Annotated in this window: 22 protein-coding genes; 7 read left to right on the forward strand and 15 right to left on the reverse strand. The window is 61.6% G+C overall.

Going from position 1 to position 21,961, the window contains the following annotated elements; all coding sequences use genetic code 11:
- Positions 1 to 49: 49 nt before the first annotated feature.
- On the reverse strand, positions 50 to 667 hold the full coding sequence (locus V1475_RS18245; RefSeq protein WP_479413873.1) for a lysoplasmalogenase family protein: 618 nt from the start codon (positions 665 to 667) through the stop codon (positions 50 to 52).
- Positions 668 to 751: 84 nt separating this feature from the next.
- On the opposite strand from V1475_RS18245, the gene V1475_RS18250 reads away from it, so the two are divergent.
- Positions 752 to 1,795 (forward strand): alkane 1-monooxygenase, encoded by a 1,044-nt coding sequence (locus tag V1475_RS18250; protein ID WP_479413874.1) that lies wholly within the window; start codon positions 752 to 754, stop codon positions 1,793 to 1,795.
- Positions 1,796 to 1,850: 55 nt separating this feature from the next.
- Positions 1,851 to 2,240, forward strand: a complete 390-nt coding sequence (locus V1475_RS18255) for a hypothetical protein (RefSeq protein WP_479413875.1) — start codon at positions 1,851 to 1,853, stop codon at positions 2,238 to 2,240.
- A 169-nt stretch (positions 2,241 to 2,409) separates the two neighbouring features.
- Here V1475_RS18255 and xseA read toward each other — a convergent pair whose 3' ends face one another.
- Positions 2,410 to 3,975, reverse strand: a complete 1,566-nt coding sequence (gene xseA, locus V1475_RS18260) for an exodeoxyribonuclease VII large subunit (protein WP_479413876.1) — start codon at positions 3,973 to 3,975, stop codon at positions 2,410 to 2,412.
- 87 nt (positions 3,976 to 4,062) lie between these two features.
- Here xseA and purD point away from each other — a divergent pair, with 87 nt between their 5' ends.
- Entirely contained in the window at positions 4,063 to 5,328 is a 1,266-nt protein-coding gene (purD, locus tag V1475_RS18265) for a phosphoribosylamine--glycine ligase (RefSeq protein WP_479413877.1), read from the forward strand.
- Between the two features lie 590 nt (positions 5,329 to 5,918).
- On the opposite strand, the gene purU is transcribed toward purD, so the two are convergent.
- The 3 genes from purU to V1475_RS18280 form a co-directional block, all read right to left on the reverse strand.
- A complete protein-coding gene (gene purU, locus V1475_RS18270; RefSeq protein ID WP_434286413.1) occupies positions 5,919 to 6,803 on the reverse strand; it encodes a formyltetrahydrofolate deformylase in 885 nt (294 codons plus the stop codon).
- Positions 6,804 to 6,926: 123 nt separating this feature from the next.
- Positions 6,927 to 7,655, reverse strand: coding sequence for an FG-GAP repeat domain-containing protein (locus V1475_RS18275; RefSeq protein ID WP_479413878.1), 729 nt, complete (start codon positions 7,653 to 7,655; stop codon positions 6,927 to 6,929).
- Positions 7,655 to 7,978 (reverse strand): 2Fe-2S iron-sulfur cluster-binding protein, encoded by a 324-nt coding sequence (locus tag V1475_RS18280; protein ID WP_066704311.1) that lies wholly within the window; start codon positions 7,976 to 7,978, stop codon positions 7,655 to 7,657. The genes V1475_RS18275 and V1475_RS18280 overlap by 1 nt, the downstream gene beginning before the upstream one ends.
- Positions 7,979 to 8,228: 250 nt before the next feature.
- Here V1475_RS18280 and V1475_RS18285 point away from each other — a divergent pair, with 250 nt between their 5' ends.
- Positions 8,229 to 8,792, forward strand: coding sequence for a peptidoglycan-binding domain-containing protein (locus V1475_RS18285; protein ID WP_479413879.1), 564 nt, complete (start codon positions 8,229 to 8,231; stop codon positions 8,790 to 8,792).
- A 74-nt stretch (positions 8,793 to 8,866) separates the two neighbouring features.
- Here the strand turns inward: V1475_RS18285 and V1475_RS18290 are convergent, their stop codons facing one another.
- The 7 genes from V1475_RS18290 to rpiA all read right to left on the reverse strand — a co-directional run bounded on the left by V1475_RS18290 (position 8,867) and on the right by rpiA (position 15,601).
- Positions 8,867 to 10,342, reverse strand: a complete 1,476-nt coding sequence (locus tag V1475_RS18290) for a Do family serine endopeptidase (RefSeq protein ID WP_434286409.1) — start codon at positions 10,340 to 10,342, stop codon at positions 8,867 to 8,869.
- A gap of 212 nt (positions 10,343 to 10,554) precedes the next feature.
- Positions 10,555 to 10,752: a DUF2065 family protein gene (locus tag V1475_RS18295; protein WP_479413880.1), complete on the reverse strand. Its 198-nt coding sequence runs from the start codon at positions 10,750 to 10,752 to the stop codon at positions 10,555 to 10,557.
- On the reverse strand, positions 10,753 to 11,628 hold the full coding sequence (gene hflC / locus V1475_RS18300) for a protease modulator HflC (RefSeq protein ID WP_434286407.1): 876 nt from the start codon (positions 11,626 to 11,628) through the stop codon (positions 10,753 to 10,755).
- Positions 11,628 to 12,773 (reverse strand): FtsH protease activity modulator HflK, encoded by a 1,146-nt coding sequence (gene hflK / locus V1475_RS18305; RefSeq protein ID WP_479413881.1) that lies wholly within the window; start codon positions 12,771 to 12,773, stop codon positions 11,628 to 11,630. The genes hflC and hflK overlap by 1 nt, the downstream gene beginning before the upstream one ends.
- Positions 12,774 to 12,916: 143 nt before the next feature.
- Complete coding sequence (gene gor / locus V1475_RS18310) at positions 12,917 to 14,278, reverse strand: glutathione-disulfide reductase (RefSeq protein ID WP_479413882.1); 1,362 nt, start codon at positions 14,276 to 14,278, stop codon at positions 12,917 to 12,919.
- Positions 14,279 to 14,435: 157 nt separating this feature from the next.
- On the reverse strand, positions 14,436 to 14,696 hold the full coding sequence (locus tag V1475_RS18315; protein ID WP_479413883.1) for a hypothetical protein: 261 nt from the start codon (positions 14,694 to 14,696) through the stop codon (positions 14,436 to 14,438).
- Positions 14,697 to 14,815: 119 nt separating this feature from the next.
- Entirely contained in the window at positions 14,816 to 15,601 is a 786-nt protein-coding gene (gene rpiA / locus V1475_RS18320; protein WP_479413884.1) for a ribose-5-phosphate isomerase RpiA, read from the reverse strand.
- 156 nt (positions 15,602 to 15,757) lie between these two features.
- Between rpiA and V1475_RS18325 the strand changes: the two genes are divergently transcribed.
- Positions 15,758 to 16,141, forward strand: coding sequence for a YbaN family protein (locus V1475_RS18325; RefSeq protein WP_434286403.1), 384 nt, complete (start codon positions 15,758 to 15,760; stop codon positions 16,139 to 16,141).
- Between the two features lie 40 nt (positions 16,142 to 16,181).
- The gene (locus V1475_RS18330; protein WP_479413885.1) at positions 16,182 to 17,117 is read left to right on the forward strand and encodes a DMT family transporter; all 936 of its coding nucleotides are present in this window, start codon (positions 16,182 to 16,184) and stop codon (positions 17,115 to 17,117) included.
- Here the strand turns inward: V1475_RS18330 and V1475_RS18335 are convergent.
- Positions 17,114 to 17,815, reverse strand: a complete 702-nt coding sequence (locus V1475_RS18335; protein ID WP_479413886.1) for a thiamine diphosphokinase — start codon at positions 17,813 to 17,815, stop codon at positions 17,114 to 17,116. The genes V1475_RS18330 and V1475_RS18335 overlap by 4 nt on opposite strands.
- Before the next feature lie 134 nt (positions 17,816 to 17,949).
- Here V1475_RS18335 and V1475_RS18340 point away from each other — a divergent pair, with 134 nt between their 5' ends.
- Positions 17,950 to 20,217 (forward strand): hypothetical protein, encoded by a 2,268-nt coding sequence (locus V1475_RS18340; protein ID WP_479413887.1) that lies wholly within the window; start codon positions 17,950 to 17,952, stop codon positions 20,215 to 20,217.
- A gap of 47 nt (positions 20,218 to 20,264) precedes the next feature.
- Here the strand turns inward: V1475_RS18340 and V1475_RS18345 are convergent, their stop codons facing one another.
- Both V1475_RS18345 and V1475_RS18350 read right to left on the reverse strand, forming a co-directional pair.
- On the reverse strand, positions 20,265 to 20,498 hold the full coding sequence (locus V1475_RS18345) for a DUF2842 domain-containing protein (RefSeq protein WP_479413888.1): 234 nt from the start codon (positions 20,496 to 20,498) through the stop codon (positions 20,265 to 20,267).
- Positions 20,498 to 21,793, reverse strand: a complete 1,296-nt coding sequence (locus tag V1475_RS18350; RefSeq protein WP_434286398.1) for an adenylosuccinate synthase — start codon at positions 21,791 to 21,793, stop codon at positions 20,498 to 20,500. The genes V1475_RS18345 and V1475_RS18350 overlap by 1 nt, the downstream gene beginning before the upstream one ends.
- Positions 21,794 to 21,961: the final 168 nt, after the last annotated feature.

Here is a 21,961-nt window from a genome sequence, read left to right on the forward strand (position 1 = left end):
GTCGTCACTTAATCAGTCTCAGCCCAAGAAGAAAGCCCCCAGCGCACGCTCACAGGACAAAGGCGCCAAGGATCAGCGCCTGTGCTGCAACATACAGCAGCCAAAGCCCATATCCGGCCCATCTGCTCAGCCGCCCCGATTTGCCAAGCCGAAACATCTGAATCGCAAGGATCAGGTCGGACATCACGAAAGCCACCGCGCCGAGACTGGCGAAGCGCAATGGAACCGGCAGGTTCACCGCCGCCACCGCCATGGCGCAGATCAGCAACACGTATATCCGCACGGGCCCTTTGAGTGCGCCGGTGAAAGGCACAAGCCAAAGCTCCGTCGACAGCGCCAGCACGGCAAAGGGTAGCACGGTCCAGAGCCCGAGATGCTCCACCCGACCGGCAAAAAGCCAGAGATAACAAAGATGTCCAAACGCGAAGCCGATCAACCCCATGAGAAACGCCCGCTCACCGGGCCGCGACAGCGCCCAATCGCCAAAGGCCGAGAGCGCCAGCCCCGCGATCAGCAACAGGGGCGCATGCGACAGCCCTGCGCCCACCGCAAGCAGGGCCACCGGCACGGTCTTGATCCCGCTGCGCCAAAGCGCGGGCGGTTGCGCCGTCAGCGGAAGGTACGCCACAGCTCCAATCGCCGCGACACCCCAAAGCCACATCTCCATCGAACCCTCCCTTCAGCGGTTTTCGCTTTTGCAGCGCAAAAATCCCCGCTCTATAGTCACCTTAACTCGACAGGAGCCGCCAGAATGCAGAAAACCACGCATATCGTTCGTTTTTTTGCCGTCACAACGCTTGCCCCCGTGGCCCTTCTGGCGCTTGGCGCGCTGTTCGGCGGGCTTTGGGCCGTCGCCGGGTTTCTCTACATGACGGCGCTCGCCTATTCGATGGATCAACTCGTCGCGCTGGCCACGGAACCGGACAATCCAGAGGCGGAATTCCCCGATGCCAATGCGCTCTCGACCGTTCTGGCCCTGTCGCATTTCGCGCTTTTACCGCTGGCGGTCTGGGCCTTGTCAAACGGGCAATTCGCATTTTGGGAAAGGGTGTTCATCTTCTTCGGCATGGGCTTGTTCTTCGGACAGGTGTCGAATTCCAATGCCCATGAAATGATCCATCGCTCCGACAGGACGCTGCGCCGCCTTGGCACTTGGGTCTATATCACGCTCCTGTTCGGCCATCACGCCACCGCCCATGTGCGGGTCCATCATCGCTATGCCGCCTCGCCCGAGGACCCCAATTCCGCGCCTCTGGGCATGAGCTATTATCGCTTTCTGCCGCGCGCCTGGATCGGATCTTTCAGGGCCGGTCTGCGTGAGGAAAACGCGATGCGTGCGCGGGGAGGATCGAGCGATCTGCACCCCTATGCGCTCTATGTCGGGGGGGCGCTCGTCTGTCTGGGTCTGGCCTTTGTCATCGGCGGAATGACCGGCGTTTTCAAATACATGCTGCTCGCGGGCTATGCCTCCGCCCAGCTCATGCTGTCGGATTACGTCCAGCATTATGGCCTCCGTCGGCGCGAGATTTCGGCGGGGACATATGAGCCGGTCGGCGATGCTCACAGCTGGAACAGCCCGCAATGGTTCACCTCGTTCTTGATGCTGAATGCGCCGCGCCATTCCGACCATCACGCCCATCCGATGAAGCCCTACCCTGCGCTTGACCTGACCGAGGAGATGCCGCAACTGCCGCGCTCGCTCCCGGCCATGGCGACGCTGGCGTTGATCCCGCCCTTGTGGCGCAAGGTGATGGACCCGCGTGTGACGCGTCTCCGGCAGGGGGGAGAGGCTTAACCATTTGTTAAGAACGTGAATGGTACGAAACGCGCCGATATGGCATGGTTATCATATGATGACTCGCCTGATCCTCCCCCTGTGCCTCTGTGCCGCCCCTCTGACAGCCGATCCCCTGAGCGGCGCGGAGTTTGACGCCTATGCCACGGGCAAGACTCTGACCTTCGCCGAGGACGGTCAACCCTATGGGGCCGAAGAATACCTGCCGGGCAAACGGGTGCGTTGGGCCTTCGATCAGGACACCTGCAAGGAAGGCATCTGGTACGAAGAGGATCAGAACATCTGTTTCGTTTATGAAGACGGCTTCGCCCCGCAATGCTGGCAGTTTTTCATCGAGAGCGACAAGCTCAAGGCCGTGTTTCAGGGCGAAAGCGGCACAGAGCTCTATGAAGCCTGGACCTCCGACGGCCCGCTGGCCTGCATGGGGCCGCATATCGGGGTCTGAACTCGTTTGCCTCCCCTGCTTGCTACGATCTCTGGTTCAACCCTCTCCGGCGTTATCTTGTCCGGCGTTAACCTTAATTCGCATTAAGGTTAATCAGGTTAAGGTTAACGCCAGAAAAGAGGCGCCCCCTCGACATCGACCCGCTCAATTTGCGCATCTGCCATCCAGCTCAGAAAAGGCTGCCTTGCTCTGGTTTGTCCTTCTCTGCCCGTGGCTTAGACGATTTCGAAGGTGCCGCAACACCGCCCCCGATCCGCACACGCCCGTCGGCGAATTGCACCTCATGCATCCGACCCGCGTCTTTCGACGAGGTGACAACGCCCCCCTCCGCATCGCGGACCACCGCATAACCGCGTTTCAACGTCTCTTCGTAAGACAGCGCAGACAGCATCCCCGTCCGTTGATCCAAGGCCGCGCGCCAGCGATGCGTCTGGCCTTGGGCTGCGCGGGTGAAGCGATCCGAAAGCTGCGTCAGATCGCGACGCGCCAGAGCCGTATTACGCGAAATGGTAGCGGGAGAGAGGCGTGCCGCGAGCCGGTCGAGATCGCGCCTGTGTTGCCCCGTCCCGCGCGCCAAGGCGGGGGCGAGGCGCGCCGAGAGCACCATCAGCCGATCCCCCTGCGCCCGCATCCGGCCTTGCAACATTGCGGGACGCAGAACCGTCGCCGCCTCCGACAGCGCCAGCCGCCGGTTGCGCACGCCGTTGATCAGCGCCTGCGTCAGGCGTAAATCCATCTGGTCCACTCTTTGACGCGGGCCATCGAGCAAGCGTTCTTTCGGCGGCAAAGCCCGGCTCAGATCGCGCAGCCGCTGTTTGCGCAGCTCTACGCCACCGCTCAAAGCCCGCTCCATCCGGGCGCGCAATTCCTGCACCGTCACCCAAAGCTCGCGCCGCACCGGCACGGCCAATTCGGCGGCGGCGGTCGGCGTCGGCGCGCGCTTGTCCGAAGCGAAATCAATCAGCGTCGTGTCGGTCTCGTGTCCCACCGCAGAGATCAGCGGAATCTCGGAGGCGGCGGCGGCGCGCACCACGATCTCTTCGTTAAAGCCCCAAAGGTCCTCGACCGAGCCACCGCCCCGCGCGACGATGATCAGATCGGGCCGCGGAATGTCGCCCCCCACGGGCAAGGCATTGAACCCTCGGATCCCGTTCGCGACCTCTTCAGCGCATTTCTGCCCCTGCACGGCCACCGGCCAGATCAGCACATGACGCGGGAATCGGTCGCTCAAACGGTGCAGAATATCGCGGATCACCGCCCCCGAGGGCGAGGTCACCACGCCAATCACCTCCGGCAACCACGGCAGGGGCTTCTTGCGCGCCGCATCGAAAAGCCCCTCGGCGGCCAACGCCTTTTTGCGCTTTTCCAGCATCGCCATCAGCGCGCCCGCCCCCGCAGGCTCCACATTGTCGACGATGATCTGATAGCGCGAGCCGCCGGGGAAGGTCGTCATCCGGCCCGTGGCGATCACCTCCATGCCCTCTTCGGGCTGAACCTCCATCCGCGCGACCTGGCCTTTCCAGCTCACCGCGTTGATCACCGATTTCTCGTCTTTCAGATCGAAATACAAATGCCCCGAACGTGGTCGCGACACGCGCCCCACCTCGGCGCGCACCCGCACATAGCCGAACTCGCCCTCGATCATCGCCTTCACCGCGCCCGAAAGCTCGGAAACGGTAAACTCCGGGGCGTTGGAGGTGCCTTTCGGGCTGTCATCCTCGAAAAGATCGGACATCTTCGGTCTCCGGGGGCTGCTCGTGCTTGTGTCAAACTCGCGCTGACCTTAGAACGCGCGAAACCAAAGGTGAAGCGGAGAGGCGCGATGAACATTCTGATCCTTGGCAGCGGCGGGCGTGAACATGCTTTGGCATGGGCGGTGATGCAAAACCCGAAATGCGACAAGCTGATCGTGGCGCCAGGCAATGCGGGCATCGCGAAAATCGCCGAATGCGCGTCTTTCGACATCAACGACGGGGCGACCGTCGTGTCTTTTGTCGAGGAAAACGCCATTGATTTCGTGATCATCGGCCCGGAAGCGCCCTTGGCTGCCGGTGTCGCCGACGATCTGCGCGCGGCGGGCATCCTGACCTTTGGCCCGTCCAAAGCGGCGGCCCAACTCGAAGCCTCGAAAGGCTTCACCAAAGAGATTTGCGACGCCTCGGGCGCGCCGACCGCTGGCTATGCGCGTTTCGACGAGGCCGAAGCCGCCAAGGCTTACATTCGCGATCAAGGCGCACCCATCGTGGTCAAGGCCGACGGTCTGGCCGCTGGCAAGGGCGTGATCGTCGCCATGACGGAAGACGAGGCGCTGGCCGCCATCGACGACATGTTCGGCGGGGCCTTCGGCGGCGCAGGGGCCGAGGTCGTGATCGAGGAATTCATGGAGGGCGAAGAGGCGTCGTGGTTCATTCTCTGCGACGGCGAAAACGTCCTGCCCGTAGGCACGGCACAAGACCACAAACGCGTGGGCGACGGCGACACGGGGCCGAACACCGGCGGCATGGGCGCCTATTCGCCCGCCCCCGTTATGACCGACAGCGTGATTCAGAAAGCCATGGACGAGATCGTCAAACCGACGGTGGCGGAAATGGCAAAACGCGGGATGCCCTATCAAGGCGTGCTCTACGCCGGTTTCATGATCAAAGACGGCCAGCCGCGCCTCGTGGAATACAACTGCCGCTTTGGCGACCCGGAATGTCAGGTGCTGATGATGCGCCTCGGCGCGCAGGCGCTCGATCTCATGCTGGCGACCGCCGACGGCACGCTCGATCAGGCCAGGGTGAACTGGGCCGAGGATCATGCGATGACCGTGGTCATGGCCGCGAACGGTTATCCGGGCAGCTATGAAAAAGGTTCTATGATCAAGGGGCTGGATGCCCTGCCCGAGGATTCGAAAAACATGGTCTTCCATGCCGGGACATCTCTGAAAGACGGCCAGATCGTCGCCTCCGGCGGGCGTGTCCTCAATGTCACCGCGCGCGGCGACAGTTTGCAAGAAGCCCGGGATCGCGCCTATGCCATGATCGAAAACATCGACTGGCCCGAAGGTTTCAACCGCAGCGACATTGGCTGGCGGGCGCTCTCATAATCGGGCAAGCTTTAAGCCTATCTTAACCTTACCTGTGGCATAACCATGATGCGAAATGCACCAAAGGCTCGAATGGCCCTCCGGTTTGGAACTTCGGTGTAAAAGGCCCGATCAAGGCTGTCGCGACAGAAATAGAGGCGCGCTCGAACGGCGCGCCTTTTCTTTTAAGCTGTTTGTTTCCCGATGACATTCGAGTTGGAGGCCAGTCCCCACACTCACTCTTCTTGGGGGCCAGCCCCCAAACCCCCGGGATATTTTCGGACAAAAGAAAGACCTTTAAGGCAGAATTAACCTTAACGCGACATTCTGAGGCCACGGTACAGGCGGGGACGCCGATGACCGTGACGGAAGAAGCCCTCTGTTCCAGACCATGGGACAGAGGGATACGCCGAGGCCTCTGAAAAGCACTGGCGCGGATGAGGGCGCGTGCTTCTTGTGTCTTTAAATATCCCGGCGTGAATGGCGGAGCCAGAGGGGCAGCGCCCCTTCTTGATGGCAGGCTCTTTTGCCGGCCCTTGCAAGCGTGCTCGGGCGTTCGAGCCTTTGAAAGGTCCACTGGACCTTTCAATCCGGCAAAGCCGGACCGGCTCTCACCCCATTCTCTCCGAAGCATAGCTGCCCGGAGACGCCGGAAACACAACCGTCTTGTTGCCGTTGATAAACGCGCGGTGGTGGATATGCGCATGGATCGCACGCGACAGCACCTGTGCCTCCACATCACGGCCCAGAGACACGTAATCCTCCGGCGATTGCGCATGGGTCACGCGGATCGTGTCCTGTTCGATGATCGGCCCCTCATCGAGATCGGCGGTCACGTAATGCGCCGTCGCCCCGATCAGTTTCACGCCGCGCTCGAACGCCTGTTTATACGGGTTCGCACCTTTGAAAGACGGCAGGAAAGAGTGATGGATGTTGATGATCCGCCCCGACATTTTCTGACAGAGCCGATCCGAGAGAATTTGCATATAGCGGGCCAGCACAACAAGCTCCGCCCCGCTCTCCTCGACGATCTCCAAAAGACGCGCTTCGGCCTGCGGCTTGTTCTCTTTGGTCACGCGCACCTGATAAAACGGGATGTCATGGTTCACCACAAGCTTTTGATAATCCATGTGATTGGACACCACGGCGACGATGTCGATCGGCAACGCGCCGATCCGCCAGCGGTAGAGAAGATCGTTGAGACAATGCCCGAAACGGGACACCATGATCACGACTTTCATCTTTTTTTCTTCGTCATGCACCGCCCATGTCATATCGAAATCTTCGGCAACGGGAGTGAACTCCGACACAAGCTCGGCGCGCGTCAGCCCTTTCTCGGAGACGAAACTCACCCGCATGAAAAACTGATCCGTACCGGGATCGTCGAACTGGGCGGAATCGGTGATGTTACAGCCCAGCTCGGCGAGCTTGCCGGAAATGGCGGCAACGATGCCGCGTTTCGAGGGGCAGGTGACAGTCAAGACATGGGAGGTCATAGCGGGCCTTCGGTTGGTTCTGTCGCGGAGTTTTGCCGCGCCGATACGAGCAGGACCAGAGGGAAAACGACAGAAACTCAACGAAGGTGCGGGCCGATCAGGGTCGGAAGTTTCCGAAAGGCGTCAGTTGCACGCCATATAGGGCACAAAGCTCTGAGCGCTCTCATAGCGGGCCACAGGATGTGCCACCAAGCCCCCGTCTTCCCATCGCGTTTCGACAACTGTCGTCCAATCCGCATCGGCGGTCAGGATCACCGGCACCTGCCCCGGACAGGCGCGCACCCCGCCTTCGATCCGGTCAGACCCGAGGTGATGGTTGGTCAGTCCGGCAAACCGCACGGACGGCACAAGCATCCCCTCCCCCGTCAGATCGACCGGCAAAAGCACCAGTTCCTTGAGCAAATGCGGACGGTCGACATAGGCCACCTCATCCACCCCATCGCCATCGACATCGGCAATCCCCACGATGGCGAGCCAGCGATGGGGTTGGCCTATGGGCGCGCTGGCTTTGGCGGGAACGAGGCGGTCTTGGCCGTCGAGCGTCCAGACCTGAACCCAGGCGCCCGTGGCAAAGCCGCTGACCACGGACACGACCTCGGGCCGTCCGTCACCATCGAAATCATGGAGGCGCGGGGCGGTATCTTCGAACACGCTTTTCTTGAAAGAGGCCGCGCGCGTGGTGCCGTCATCCAGCGTGACCACCATGCGGGCATATTCACCGTTCCTGACTGCCCCATGGCCATAGACCGTCGTCGGCTCGGCATAGCGCGCCCCGGTGATCTGGGCGGCATAAAGCGGCGTGGTCAAAAGCGGACTGACCGCCAGCGTGAGCAAGGCGGCCAGTTTCAGCATCAGATCTGCTTTTCGGGCAGGTTCACCACGAGACCGTCGATCTCCGGTGTCACCTTGATCTGGCAGGTCAGACGCGAGCGCACCGGATCGGGTTCGAAGGCGAAATCGAGCATGTCTTCTTCCATGTCGTCCTTCGCCGGGAGTTTTTCGACCCAGTCGGGCGCCACATAAACATGGCAGGTGGAACAGGCGCAGGCACCGCCGCAATCGGCGTCAATGCCCGGAATGCCATTGTCGCGCGCACCTTCCATGACGGTGCGCCCCACGGGCACGTCCACGACATGTTCGGTGCCGCCGAATTCGACATAGGTGATCTTGACCATTGGCTCATCCTCTTTTCGCAGCTTTGGCTTGTCGCTTTTAAGCGTCGCCACAGACTTATCGCGCAGCTTGCCCGGAGAAAAGAGGCATTCCGTCGCGACCAGCGGTCCGGGCGGGCACGAAACACGGAAAACCCCGCGTCGACGCATTTTTAGGCCTAGAACGTGACAGTCCACCGCACGGGGTCGCATTCCACCCTTTGGAATTCGTCAAAGCCGCGTTAACATTGTCGAAAGCCCAAAGAGGCGCGAGATGAGCAGACCCATGATCCATAAGAGTTTCCCTGTACGCCCGAGGCAGCGTCCGTCGCTGAGCGTATCGCTCTGCCTGATGGCCATGCTGCTGTCCGCCTGTCAGGTGAGCACGCCCGAAAACGAGATCCTGCGCGCAGCAGAGACGCCCGGCGCGCCGCCGGGGGCTGATCCGAATGCCTGCTACGCCCGCCATGTGACGCCCGCGATCATCGAAACGGTCACCGAACATGTCATGGTGCAGCCGCCGCAAGTCGACAGTGCGGGGACCGTCATTTACCCGGCGGTGTATCGAACAGAGACCCGTCAGGAGATCGTGCGCGAACGCAAGGAGCTGTGGTTCGAGACCCTCTGCCGGGAGGACTGGACGCCCGAGTTCATCTCCTCGGTGCAGCGCGCTCTACAGGTGCGCGGTTATTTCCAGGGTGCAGTCAGCGGTAAGATGGACCACGCCACACGTCGCGCGATCCAGGCCTACCAGCTGGAGCAGGGGGTGGACAGCGAGGTTCTGTCCATCGCCGCTGCGCGTCAGCTGGGGCTTAAGGAAGTGCCGCGCGAGGAGTGACCGGGCAGCCGCAGAGGCGCAAAAGAAAAGGCGGCCCGAAGGCCGCCTTTGTCCGTTTGTGTGAAACGGATAGGTTATTCGCCCACACCAAGCGCCACGAAGCGCGGCTCGCCGGCACGGCGCACCAGAAGCAGCACGGTCTTGCGCCCGGCCTCCTTGGCTTCGTCCACACGCGCTTCGAGATCGGTGAGGCTCGTCACCTTCTGTTGACCGGCCTCGGTGATCACGTCGCCCGCGCGCAGCCCTTTGGTGTAGGCTTCGGAGGTTTCATCCACTTCGACCACGGCCAGACCGTCGGTCCCGGCAGAGACGCCAAGCTCTTCGCGCAGCGTGTCGTCGAGCGGCTGCAAGGTCATGCCCATCATCTGCACGGTTTCCGGCGCTTCGGCGGCGGGGTTGTCCTCCGGGAAGGCGGTATTTTCGGCCTCTTCGCGACGACCCAATGTGACCATCAGGGTCTGGGTCTTGCCATCGCGGAACACCACGATACGCACGGCCTTGCCCACTTCGGTTTCGCCCACTGTGCGCACCAGCTCGCGGGTGTCTTTCACATCCTTGCCATCGAAGGACAGGATGACGTCGCCGCTTTCGATGCCCGCATCTTTCGAGGGACCGTCAGGCACATCGGTAACCAGCGCGCCTTTGGCGGCGTCGAGCCCCATGGCCTCGGCCACGTCATCGGTCACGTCCTGAATGCGAACGCCGAGCCAGCCGCGGCGGGTCTCGCCGAACTCTTTCAACTGATCGACCACTTTGGAGACCACATTCGAGGCCATCGAGAAGCCGATACCGATCGAGCCGCCATTGGGCGACAGGATCGCGGTGTTCACACCGATCACCTGACCGTCCATGTTGAAGAGCGGCCCGCCCGAGTTGCCGCGGTTGATGGCGGCGTCGGTCTGGATGTAATCGTCATAGGCACCCGAAAGCGCCCGGCCACGTTGCGACACGATGCCTGCGGAGACGGAGAAACCTTGCCCCAGCGGGTTGCCCATGGCCATGACCCAGTCGCCCACACGGGCCACGTCACTGTCACCGAAAGGCACGAATTTCAGCGGTTTGTCGCTGTCGACCTTAAGCACGGCGATGTCGGTTTTCGGATCGGTGCCCACGAGTTTCGCCGGGAGCGTGAAGCCTTCGAAGAACTCAATCTCGATCTCGTCGGCGCCTTCGATCACGTGGTTGTTGGTAACGATATAGCCGTCCTCGGAGATGACAAAACCGGAACCGAGCGCCTGCGAACGACGCGGTGTCGGATTGCCCTGACCGTTGCGATCCATGAAATCACGGAAGAAATCTTCGAAGGGCGAGCCTTCCGGTACGATCGGTTGTTGATCGGTGGAGGCCTCGACCACGGTCGTGGTGGTGATATTGACCACGGCGGGGCTGACCTTTTCGGCGAGATCGGCAAAGGTCTCCGGCGCGCCCCGCGCCTCTGCGGCGACGGATTGGAACATCAGCGCAACCGTGGCGATCAGGGCGAGGAAAAGCGCTCGCAGATCGGTGCGGGACATGCGCAGGGGAAGGGAAACGGCGCGAGCCTGTGTCATCGGTATTCGGTCCTCCGTATGGATGCGCGAGGCTCTCGGCCCCACGCGACAACTGCCTTTTCGGGGTACAGATAGGGGCCATGCGGCACAACTCAAACCCTGTCGCGCCCAGTCAACAGCATGTGAGCGGGGTGTGACAAGGAGAAAGGCCTCCGGTTTGCGGGGAATTCCGGCAGGAGGGTGACGGAAGACGGGAATGACACGCCCGCCTCTCAAAGACCGAGCCAGCGCCGCCCCAGCGCCACCAGCAGCACGCCCAGAGCCAAGGCCACCAAGCCGAGGAGGCGCCGCGTCGTGGGAGGCAGTTCCGCAAACGCGCGCACGACGTCCTCCAAACGCGAAGGGGCCAGTGCAAGCACCAGCCCCTCCACACAAAGCACCAATCCCACAGCGAGGATCAGAAGTGCCATTTACTTGCCCTGATCGGACTTCAGATAGTCAAAAAACTCGCTGTCCGGCGACATCACCATGGTGGTGTTGGAGCCTTTCAGACCCGCACGGTACGCGTCGAGCGAACGGTAGAACTCGAAGAAATCCGGGTCCGCGCCGTAAGCTTCGGCGTAAATCCGGTTTTTCTCCGCATCGGCCTCACCGCGGGTGATCTCCGCCTGACGACGCGCATCGGATTCAAGCTCGACCACGGTCCGGTCGGCCTGCGCCCGCACGCGCTGCGCGGCCTCTTCCCCCCGCGCCCGCTCATCGGCAGCCTCGCGTTCACGTTCCGCACGCATCCGCGCAAAGGTGGCCTCAAGGTTCTGATCCGGCAGGAAGGTCTGTTTAAGACGCACGTCCACGATGTCGACGCCGAGAGAGGCCGCTTCGGCACGGGCCTGATCGCGGATGCGACGGGCCAGTTCGGCACGGTCGGCAGAGATCACCGTGTTCGAGGTGACCGTATCCGCACCGAGCACTTCGCGAAGCTGCGCGTTGAGGATGCCTTTCAGACGATCTTCGGCAAACCGCACACCGCCGGTGGACACCGCCTGACGGAAACGCACCACGTCGGAGATCCGGTAGCGCGCGAAGGCATCGACCAGAAGGCGACGGTCATCCGAGGGCGTGACCTCGATCTCCGGGGTCTCGAGCGACAGGATACGGTCGTCGTAATAGACCACTTCCTGAATGAACGGGATTTTGAAGGCAAGACCCGGCTCTTCCTTGACGGATTTGATCTGGCCGAATTGCAGCACCAGCGCCTTTTGACGTTCGTCCACGATGAAAAGCGAGGACATCACCAGAACGATCGCCACAAAAAGGACGGCGAAAAGAATGGGAAGTTTCTTCATCAGTTCGCCCCCTCGGTGGATTTCTTCAACTCATTCAACGGCAGATAGGGCACGACACCCTGCCCGTTGCCGCCTTCGTCGAGAATGATCTTGTCCATCCCGCCATAGACCTCTTCGAGGGCTTCGAGATAGAGACGTTTGCGGGTCACATCCGGCGCATTCTTGTATTCCTCAAGCACGGCGGTAAAGCGGCTGGCCTCACCTTCGGCGGCATTGACCACCTGCGCCCGATAACCTTCGGCCTCTTCGACGATCTGCGCCGCGGTCCCGCGCGCACCGGCCAAAACCCGGTTGGCGTAAGCATCGGCCTGACGTTCGAGACGATCCCGTTCCTGTTCGGCAGCCTGCACATCGCGGAACGCGTCGATCACATCGCCCGGCGGGTCGGCTTTGTCGAGGTTGACGCGGATCACGGTGATGCCGCTGTCATAGCTGTCGAGCGTCGACTGGATCAGGGTCATCGCATTATCGGCGATCAGCCCCCGGTCGCGGTTGAGAATCGGTGCCAGCGTGGAGGCCGCGATGATCTCACGCATCGACGCCTCGGAGACCGCCTGCACCGTTTGGCGCGGATCGCTCAGGTTAAACAGGTATTTCGCCGGATCGTTGATGTTCCAGACCACCTGGAAGTCAATGTCAACGATATTCGCATCGGTGGTCAGCATCATGCCGGTGTTGTCCTGCCCGGTGCCGCCCACGGTCTCGGTCCGTTCCCCCGTCGTCACGACTTTTTCGTAGGACACCAGCGGCCAGGGCGCAAAGTTCAGACCCGGCTGACCGACTTTGTAAAACTCGCCGAGGAACAGTTCGACCGACTGCTCTTCCGGTTTCACGGTGTAGAAGGAGGAAAAGGCCCAAAGGCCGATGGCGCCCAGCACGACAAGGCCGATCGTGCCCTTGTTGAACCCCGGACCACCGGTGCCGGAGCCGCCGGGACGGCCCGTGCCGCCACCTTTGCCGCCCATGAGCACTTTCAGGTACTCGTTGCCCTTGTTGAGCATCTCGTCGATCTCGGGGATTTGTGGCTGGTCGCCCGGACGGCGTCCGTTATTACCACGCCCGTTGTCCCGGTTGTCTCCTCCGCTGGGTCCCGTCGGTCGGTTGCCACCGCCGCCGCCCCAGGGACCGCCATTGTTGCTGGCCATTAAGGTCATTTCCTCTTTTACGTATGGGTCCGACCCGGCAGGCAAAATGCCGTCGGGTCGAGGCTCGGTTTCAACCTGTTCCTTCCGGGGCGGATTTTCAAGGGTGCGAGAGGGTCGCACCCCGCCTTTCTCGCCTGTTCCGGTCAGTTATGAACGCGGGTCGGCGTTTTCATCAGGACAATCTCTTCCGCCATGGTCGGGTGCACCGCCACGGTGGCATCGAAATCTTCTTTGGTCGCGCCCATTTTCACCGCCACACCGGCCAGCTGGATCATCTCGCCCGCATGCGGCGCAATGATGTGACAGCCAAGCACCTTGCGCGTCGTCTGACACACGATGAGCTTGAACATCACGCGCTCGTTCTTCTCGATGAAACTGTTCTGCATCGGGCGGAAAGCCGCAGTGTAAACCTCGACCGGGCCTTCTTCGCGCGCCTGCTCTTCGGTCAGCCCCACCGCGCCGTATTCCGGCTGGGTGAAAATTGCCGAGGGCACGTTAGAATGGTCCGGCGTCATCGGATTGCCCTTGAACACGGTCTCGTGGAAGGCCACCGCCTCGCGGATTGCCACCGGCGTCAGCTGAATGCGGTCCGTCACATCGCCCACGGCAAAAATCGAGGGAATGTTGGTCTGGCTGTACGCATCGACCTTGATCTCGCCATGACGGCCCAGTTCGACACCGGCATTCTCAAGACCAAGCCCCGCCGTCGCCGGTTTACGCCCTGTCGCATAAAGCACCACGTCGAACGTGGCCTCGCGCCCGTCCGTCGTCTTGGTCCAGATGCCATCCTTGCGCTTTTCAAGCCGCTCGATGTCGGTTCCGACATGCAGGTTGATCCCCTGCCCCGAGATCAGCTCGGCGATATGGCCGCGCGCCTCGTCATCGAACCCGCGCAGGATTTGCGCACCGCGATAGACCTGCGTGACCTCGGAACCCAGCCCGTTGAAGATGCAGGCGAATTCACAGGCGATATAGCCGCCGCCGACGATCAGGATTTTCTTCGGCAGCTCGGGAATGTCGAAAATCTCGTTCGAGGTGATCGCATGTTCGATCCCCGGCGTCTGCTCCGGCACGAAGGGCGTGCCGCCCACGGCGACGAGGATGTGTTTTGCAGTTCTCTCTGTGCCATCGGCCAGCACAACTGTATGCGCATCCTTGACGGTGGCGCGCTGGTGCAGGATCTCGCCCCCCGCCGCATTCGCATTCTTGGTGTAGATGCCTTCGAGCCGAGACAGTTCGGCCTTCAGCTTTGCCTGAAAGCTCTTCCAGTCGAATTTACCGAGTTTGATGTCCCAACCATATTTCCCGGCCTCGTCGGCAGCCGCCGCATATTGCGAGGCGAACACCATAAGTTTCTTGGGCACACAGCCGCGAATGACACAGGTGCCGCCCATACGGAACTCCTCCGCCATCGCCACCTTTTGTCCGCCAGCCGCCGTCAGACGCGCCGCCCGCACACCGCCAGAGCCACCCCCGATCACGAAGAGATCATAGTCGAAATCCATCAGTCCCGCCTTTTTGGAAGAATTCTAAAGTCGTGGGTAGATGTAGGGGCTTTGGAGCCAAAGGAAAACCCCACGCAAGCTGCACGGGTTCCTTGCAAAATCGAAGCCCCCTCCAAACGACATACGCCCTTTCAAACAGCAACGAAAAGCAAACCCCTCAGGTTTCTATGCAGATTTCATCCAGGACACGCCAGAATTCTTCAAAACCAATTCGCAAAGCTCCGAAACAATTAAGATCGTCCTCTATAACGATGCAATGGTTGTGAGGTTCAAAAATCAGTACAAGCCGGTTGCCTTCAAAGAAAGGCTCACCCTGAGCAGCAGAGGAAAATTGCGGGCGAAGCGTGTCTATCAGATATTGCTTTGAAAGCCCGCTAAACTCTTCCTGGAGCCAATATTCTGCGGTCAATTCAGACATATTTTCTTCTCACCCAAGAATAGGCTCATAAGTTGTTCTAGGCTGCCGCCGTCATTGACCCCGAACAGCGCTCATACACCCCAAAAGCCCCGCGACTGCGGAAAGCGTGGGGCAACTGTTCACTCAATATCCGCGAAAATATTCTCGCTTTCTTCAAACTCGACCTGATCCTCGCTTTCCTCGCCTGAGACGATGTCGCGCACCGTCACCCGCCCGTCGCCATGGCCGATGATCACCTTGTCGCAAATGTCGATGAAGAGGCCGTTTTCCACCACGCCGGGGATTTGATTGAGCACAAGTGCGAGCTGCCGCGCATTGCCGATGCGCTGGAGGTGCAAGTCGATGATGTGATTGCCCTCGTCGGTCACATAGGCCGCATCGCCGCTCATACGCAGCGTCGATTGCTGGCCCAGCACATCCATCGCCACCAGCGTTTCTTCCACCAGCGCCTTGGTGGTTTGCCAGCCAAACGGGATCACTTCGACCGGAAGCGGGAAATGCCCGAGCGTCTCCACTCGTTTCGACACGTCCGAAATGACAATCATCTGATCCGACGCCGTGGCGACGATCTTTTCCTGCAAAAGCGCGCCACCGCCGCCCTTGATCAGGTTCAGTTCCGGGTCGAATTCGTCGGCGCCGTCGATCGACAGATCGAGCCATTTCGCCTCGTCGAGAGACACCACCCGAATGCCCTGTTGCCGGGCCAGTTCCGCCGTGCGCGACGAGGTCGGCACACCGATGATGTTGAGCCCTTCCTCGCGCACCATATCGCCCAGAAGCCGCACCATCCAAGCCGCGGTCGATCCCGTGCCAAGCCCGAGCTTCATCCCGTCCTCGACATAATCCAGCGCCTTTCTTGCGGCCACGAATTTGGCGGTATCGATCGGCGACAGCGTATCGGACATGACGATTTCCCCGGGGCGCCACAGGGGCGCAAGACGTTCAAACAGAGCAGGTTCTGCGGCATTTATAGGCCGCGTGCGACCATTTGGATAGGCAAAATCCGGGGCTTACCGCTGGACAGTGCGGCTCTGCGACGTAAATGATCGGGTAAGGGGGATATGTTAGAAAACACTATGACGGACCGGATGTCGAAATATCTCCACCTCGCCCTCGGATGGCTCTGCGTGCTCTTGGGCGCCATCGGTGCCGTGCTGCCGGTGATGCCGACGACCGGCTTTCTCATCCTCGCCGCGTTCTTTTTCACCAAGGGTTCGCCACGACTACGACAATGGCTCCTAGATCATGCGCATTTCGGTCCGCCGATCCGCGCTTGGGAAGAGACCGGCGCAATCCCGCGACGGATCAAGGTGATCTCGATCTCCATGATGATGTTGAGTTTTCTACCGACCACGCTGATGGGCGTGCCTTGGCAATGGATCGCGGTGCAGGCTGTGCTGATTGCCTTGGGCGCGCTTTATATCCTCACCCGCCCGGACGCGTAACGCCTCTTGCGCCGGGGCAAATTCCCACCGACAAGGGCGCATGACAAACCGCCACACTCCAACAGAAGACCGTCCCGTGTTCGGCATGGCGATGATGCTCGTCTATTGCGCCGTAGCGCCAATCATCGACGTCTTTGCCAAACTCGCCGCCGATCACCATGCCGTCGGGCAGATCACGGCGGCACGGTTTCTCGTACAGGGGGGGCTTTTGTTGCCCTTCGCGCTCTGGCTCGGCTTGCCGCTGTTGCACTCCAGACGCGATGCGGCGCTGATCTTTCTGCGCGGGCTGTTCACACTGGCCGCCACCTTCGCCTTCGTCTGGGCGGTTTCGGTCATGCCGCTGGCCGATGCGCTGGCCATCACCTTCGTCGAGCCCTTCATCCTGCTGCTGTTCGGCTGGGCCCTGTTCAGCGAAGAGGTCGGCCCGCGCCGTCTCATCGCCTCGCTCACCGGCTTTCTCGGCGTACTGGTCGTGGTGCGCCCGGGGCTTCTGGCCTTCGGCTCCGCCGCCCTGCTGCCACTGGCCGCCGGGTTCTTCTTCGCCTGTTACATGCTGGTGACCCGGGCCTTGCGCCACTATCACCCGATTGCACTGCAAACCACCACCGCCGTTGCGGCCCTGATCCTCGCCCTGCCGCTCCTCGTGATCTTCGACGGTTCCGGCGGGCCGCTCGATCCGAGCTGGCCCTCGGGATGGGACTGGATGTGGCTGGCGGGGGTGGGGATCGCCGCGACCATCTCGCACCAAGGCCTGACACTGGCGCTGCGCCATGCCCCCTCGGCCACGATCGCGCCGCTCGCCTATCTGGAGCTGGCCTTCTCCACATTGGCCGGCTTTGTGATCTTCGGCGACTTCCCCGTCCCCATGGTCTGGCTCGGCATCGCGATCATCGTCGCCTCCGGGCTTTACATCATCCACCGCGAGCGGGTGAACCAGCGCAAACCCGCGATCCCCGCCGATCCCAACGCGGTTTAACCCCAGTCCGCGCCATCCCAGTCCGGGGCCGCCACCAGCCCCCCGATCAGATCCGTCCCAAGCCTCGCACGCGGCAGGATTACCATCATACCCGGGGCATCGAAGCTCAGCGTGACCTGTGCCCCGTCGGCCTTATTCGACGTACCGACCCGTCCGTCGGGCGCGAAGGCGATCCCCTCGATCGGCCACTGCAACCCCTCCGAACGCCCCGTCACCCGCCCCAGCGGAAAGAGCGAGATGCGATCCTCGGGCATGGTCGGCAACCTCAGGACGGGCGGAGCCATGAAACAGAGGTCCTCCTCGCCGAGAATGATGCACCGCCGGTCCGGGAACCGTGCAAGCGTCGCATAGACCGCCAGCTCATGGTCGATCCGCGCGCCGGTAAATCCGACACCGATGATCATGGGCGCGCGCACGCGGGTCAGCGCTTTTTCGAAATCCGTGCTGTCCTGTTCGGGAATATGAAACAATCGCTCCGGCGCGATCCGGGCCCGACTCTCGTCCCCGAGACTGTCGAAATCCCCGACCACGCAATCCGGCATGTGCCCGAGCATCAAGGCCTTGGACGCCCCGCCATCGGCGGCAACAAGCCTTGGCGCGAAAGTCAGCGCCTCTTCGAGCCGTTCGGCCCGCACCGCGCCGCCGCCCAGCAAAGTGACGTTTTCTTGTGTGTTCAGAACGGGTTCAATAGGGTCCATGACCGACTCGTTAACCTCTTTGCCACATTTTGGACAGGAAAAGATCACGACCATTTCCCGGTTTTGTTCCGATTTGCGAACCAATTCATGGTAAACAAGAGACTGCTGAGCAAGTGCAGAAAGTGAGTATTGGCATGGTGAGTGACAGTAAAATTCTGACCGTATCCTACGGAACTTTCTCCTGTACGCTGGAGGGATTTGACGATCCGTTCAACACGATGCGGTCCATCGCGGAATATTTCCGCGACCTCGCCGCAGACGATCGCTATTTCGGCGCGGAACCGCCGACCCCCGATCCGCAGATGCTGAGTTCCATTGCCGAAAAGGAAATCCAGCGTCGCGTCGAGGCCCATATGCAGGAAGGCGGGCTGGTGCTGCGCCAGATGGAGCAGGACCAAAGCCCTCACTCTGCGGCCTCCACCGTGACGACCACGACGCAGCCCCCTGCCGCGCCGGTTGCCGCTGAAGCTCCCGTACCTGTGGCGAAACTGACGAATGCTCCCGTCAATGTTGCCGTCGTCGAAACCGTTTCCGAACCTGCTCCTGTCGAAACGCCCAAGCCGCAACCGGCCGCCGCCAAGGCGGCACTGGCTGGGAATCTGGCCGGAATCTCGATTGCCGACAAGCTCGAACGCATCCGCGCCGCCGTTGCACAACGCAATCAGGCGGATTTCGCCGAGGATCAAAACGCCGCGATGAACTTTGGCGCGCCCGCGATGCCGGAACACTTCGAGGACGAGGGTGCCGCGGAGGTCGAGGAAGACCTGTCGGCGGTCGCTCCGATGATCGACATGGCGCAAGCCGAACCTCAAGACGCGCCGGTTTCGGAAAGCGCTTCGGAGATCGAAGAGATCGCCTCTGCGGTTGAGATGGCTTTCGAGGAAGACATGTCCGAGGTCGCGCCCGAGGAGACCCCGGTTGTCGAAACGGTAGAAGTCGAGAAACCGTCGCGCATCGCCGCGCCTTTCCAGGAAGCCGCTGCGATCATCGCGGAGATGAACGACGACATCGTGGACGCCCCTGTCACAAACGTAGCGGAAGAGGCGAACGAGGTCGAAACGGAGCTCGAAGCGCTCGAGAACGAAGCCCCGGCGGTCGAAGAGAGCTACGAGGACACCCCGGCGATCGAGGAGATGGCCGAGGACCTGCCCGAAGAGGCAGACGAAGACGCCACGCTCGGCAATGTGCTCTCGTCGCTGCAAGCCGCAGAAGAGAAAGAGAAAATCTCTGAGGAGATTGCCGACGAGATCGCTCAGGACACGGCGGACGGCGATGCCGAATTGCACGAAATGGACCCCAATCTCGCCGCCGACATCGCCGAGGCCACGCGTCCGGTCGAGCCCGCTGAGGACGAGGTCGAAGAGACCGTCAACGATCCGCTGCAACGCGTCCGCGCCCGTGTGGTGAAAATGCGCCGCGCCGATTTCGAAGCGGAAACCGCAGTGGAAGAACCGGTTGAAGAGGGTGACGAAGAGGACACATCCGCCGAGGCGTCCGAAGCGCTGACCGAAACGCTGCGCCGTGAACTTGGCACCTCCACGCTCGACGCGGAAGACGAAGACGAGCTGATGCGTGAGTTGGCCGAGGTTGCTATCGCCGCCGAGGTCGAGGAAGACGACGAGATCGAAGAAGACATCGAAGACGAGGCCCCCGCCGCGCTCTTCGCCGAAGAGGACGAGACCGAGGACGACAGCGACACGCGCAATGTCTTCGACACCTCCGACGCCTCGATGTCGCGCCTGATGGATGAGACCGACCGCGAGATGGCCAAGGGCGAGAACACCCGCCGCCGCAACGCGATCCAGCATCTGAAAGCCGCCGTGACCGCGATCCGCGCCGAGAAAAACGAAAAAGGCGATGTCGCCGAGGAAGACGAAGCTGAGGTCTACAAGGAAGATCTCGCCCGCGTCGTACGCCCCCGCCGCCCCGAGGGTGCCGGTCAGACGCGTCGGCAACTGCCGCCGCTGATGCTGGTGTCCGAACAGCGCATCGACACGCCGAAAGACCTGCCGAATGGTGCCAACATCACCCCGGTGCGCCCGCGCCGCGTGTCCCGCGCGGCTCTGGCGGTGCAGGAAACCGAAGCGCTCGACACGGTCGAAGAGATCAGCACAACCGCTCCGGGCACTGGCGTCACCTTCGCCGATTTCGCCGAAGCGCAAGGCGCCGAAAGCCTCGCCGACATCCTCGAAGCCGCTGCGGCGTTTTCGAATTTCGTGCAGGGCCGCGAAACGGTGACCCGGCCGCAGATCATGCATCTGGCGCAGGAAGCGATGGAAGGGGAGGTTCCCGTCGAGGAACGCCTGCGCTCTTTCGGGCAGCTTTTGCGTCAGGGCAAGATCCGCAAGCAAAGCCGGGGCCAGTTTACGGTGGCCGACACCACGCGGTTCAAACCGCAATAAATGCGTTTCAAAGCAAAGAGAAAGGCCGCCCCGAGAGGCGGCCTTTTTTATGTGTTCTGATCGTCGGAGGTGTCCGGGTCGGGTTGGCCGATGCCTTTGAACACCGCCTTGAGCGGAAAGGCCCAAAGCACGCCGAGTCCGATATAAACCCCAAGCTCGATCCAAAGCCCCGGCCGGTCGATCCAGTTCATGATGGTCACGGCCATCACGATATAGAGCGGCAGGCCGAGCACCAGCACCAGAAGCGCCAGACGCCTGCGGGCTTTGTACGAGAGCGCCATCAATCCGCGAACGGGTCGGTGACGAGGATGGTGTCGTCGCGCTCGGGCGAGGTGGACAGAAGCGCCACCGGGCAGTCGATCAGCTCTTCGACGCGCTTGACGTATTTGACGGCGTTGGCCGGAAGATCGTTCCAGCTCCGCGCGCCTTCGGTCGACTCGGCCCAGCCCGGCATTTCTTCGTAGACGGGCGTGCAACGCGCCTGATCTTCGGCAGCAAAGGGAAGATAATCAAGCACTTCGCCGTCGAGTTCGTAGCCCACGCAGATTTTCAGCGTGTCGAACCCGTCGAGCACGTCGAGCTTGGTAAAGGCGATCCCGGTCACGCCGGAGGTGGCGCAGGTCTGACGCACAAGCGCGGCGTCGAACCAGCCGCAGCGGCGTTTGCGGCCCGTCACCGTGCCGAACTCGTGACCACGGGTGCCCAGACGCTCGCCATCTGCATCGAGAAGCTCGGTCGGGAACGGGCCCTCGCCCACGCGGGTGGTATAAGCCTTAACGATTCCAAGCACATAGTCGATGGAGGTCGGGCCGATGCCCACACCCGTGGCGGCCTGACCGGCGATCACGTTGGACGAGGTCACGAACGGATAAGTGCCGAAGTCGATGTCGAGAAGCGCGCCTTGGGCGCCTTCGAACAGGATGCGCTTGCCGGCTTTGCGTTGCTCGTTCAGAACCTTCCAAACCGGACCGGCATAGGGCAGGATTTCTTTGGCGATCGCTTTGAGATCATTCAACAAACGCTCGCGATCGACGGGTTCGATGCCCAAGCCCTTGCGCAGCGGATCGTGGTGCTGAAGGGCGCGGTCGACGCGGGCTTCGAGCGTCGCGTCATCGGCGAGATCGGCGACGCGGATGGAGCGACGGCCCACCTTGTCTTCGTAAGCCGGGCCGATGCCGCGGCCGGTGGTGCCGATCTTGGTGCCTTTGCTTGCTGCCTCTTCGCGGGCGCGATCCAGTTCGCCGTGGATCGGCAGGATCAGCGGGGTGTTTTCCGCGATCATCAGAGTTTCCGGCGAAATATCAACGCCTTGCTCACGAATTTTGGCGATCTCGTTGACGAGGTGCCACGGGTCGAGCACGACCCCGTTGCCGATCACCGACAGCTTACCGCCGCGCACAACGCCCGAGGGCAGCGCGTTCAGCTTGTAAACCTGGTTGTTGATGACAAGCGTGTGGCCAGCGTTGTGACCGCCCTGAAACCGCGCGATGATGTCCGCGCGCTCCGAGAGCCAGTCCACGATCTTGCCTTTCCCCTCGTCACCCCACTGGGCGCCGACAACGACGACATTAGCCATAATGAGTCCTTTGGATTGGATGAAGCCCGGAGCTGTATAGCGATCCGTGTCGGGCGATGAAACCGAAAACTGCGCTGTTTTGACCGGTCGGCAAAGCGTCGGATTTGCGTCGGACTTTTGTCGGACCCCGACACGCACCGCACGAGAGCGAAAATCGACGCCGCTTTC

The organism is Celeribacter sp. SCSIO 80838, from assembly GCF_056498065.1.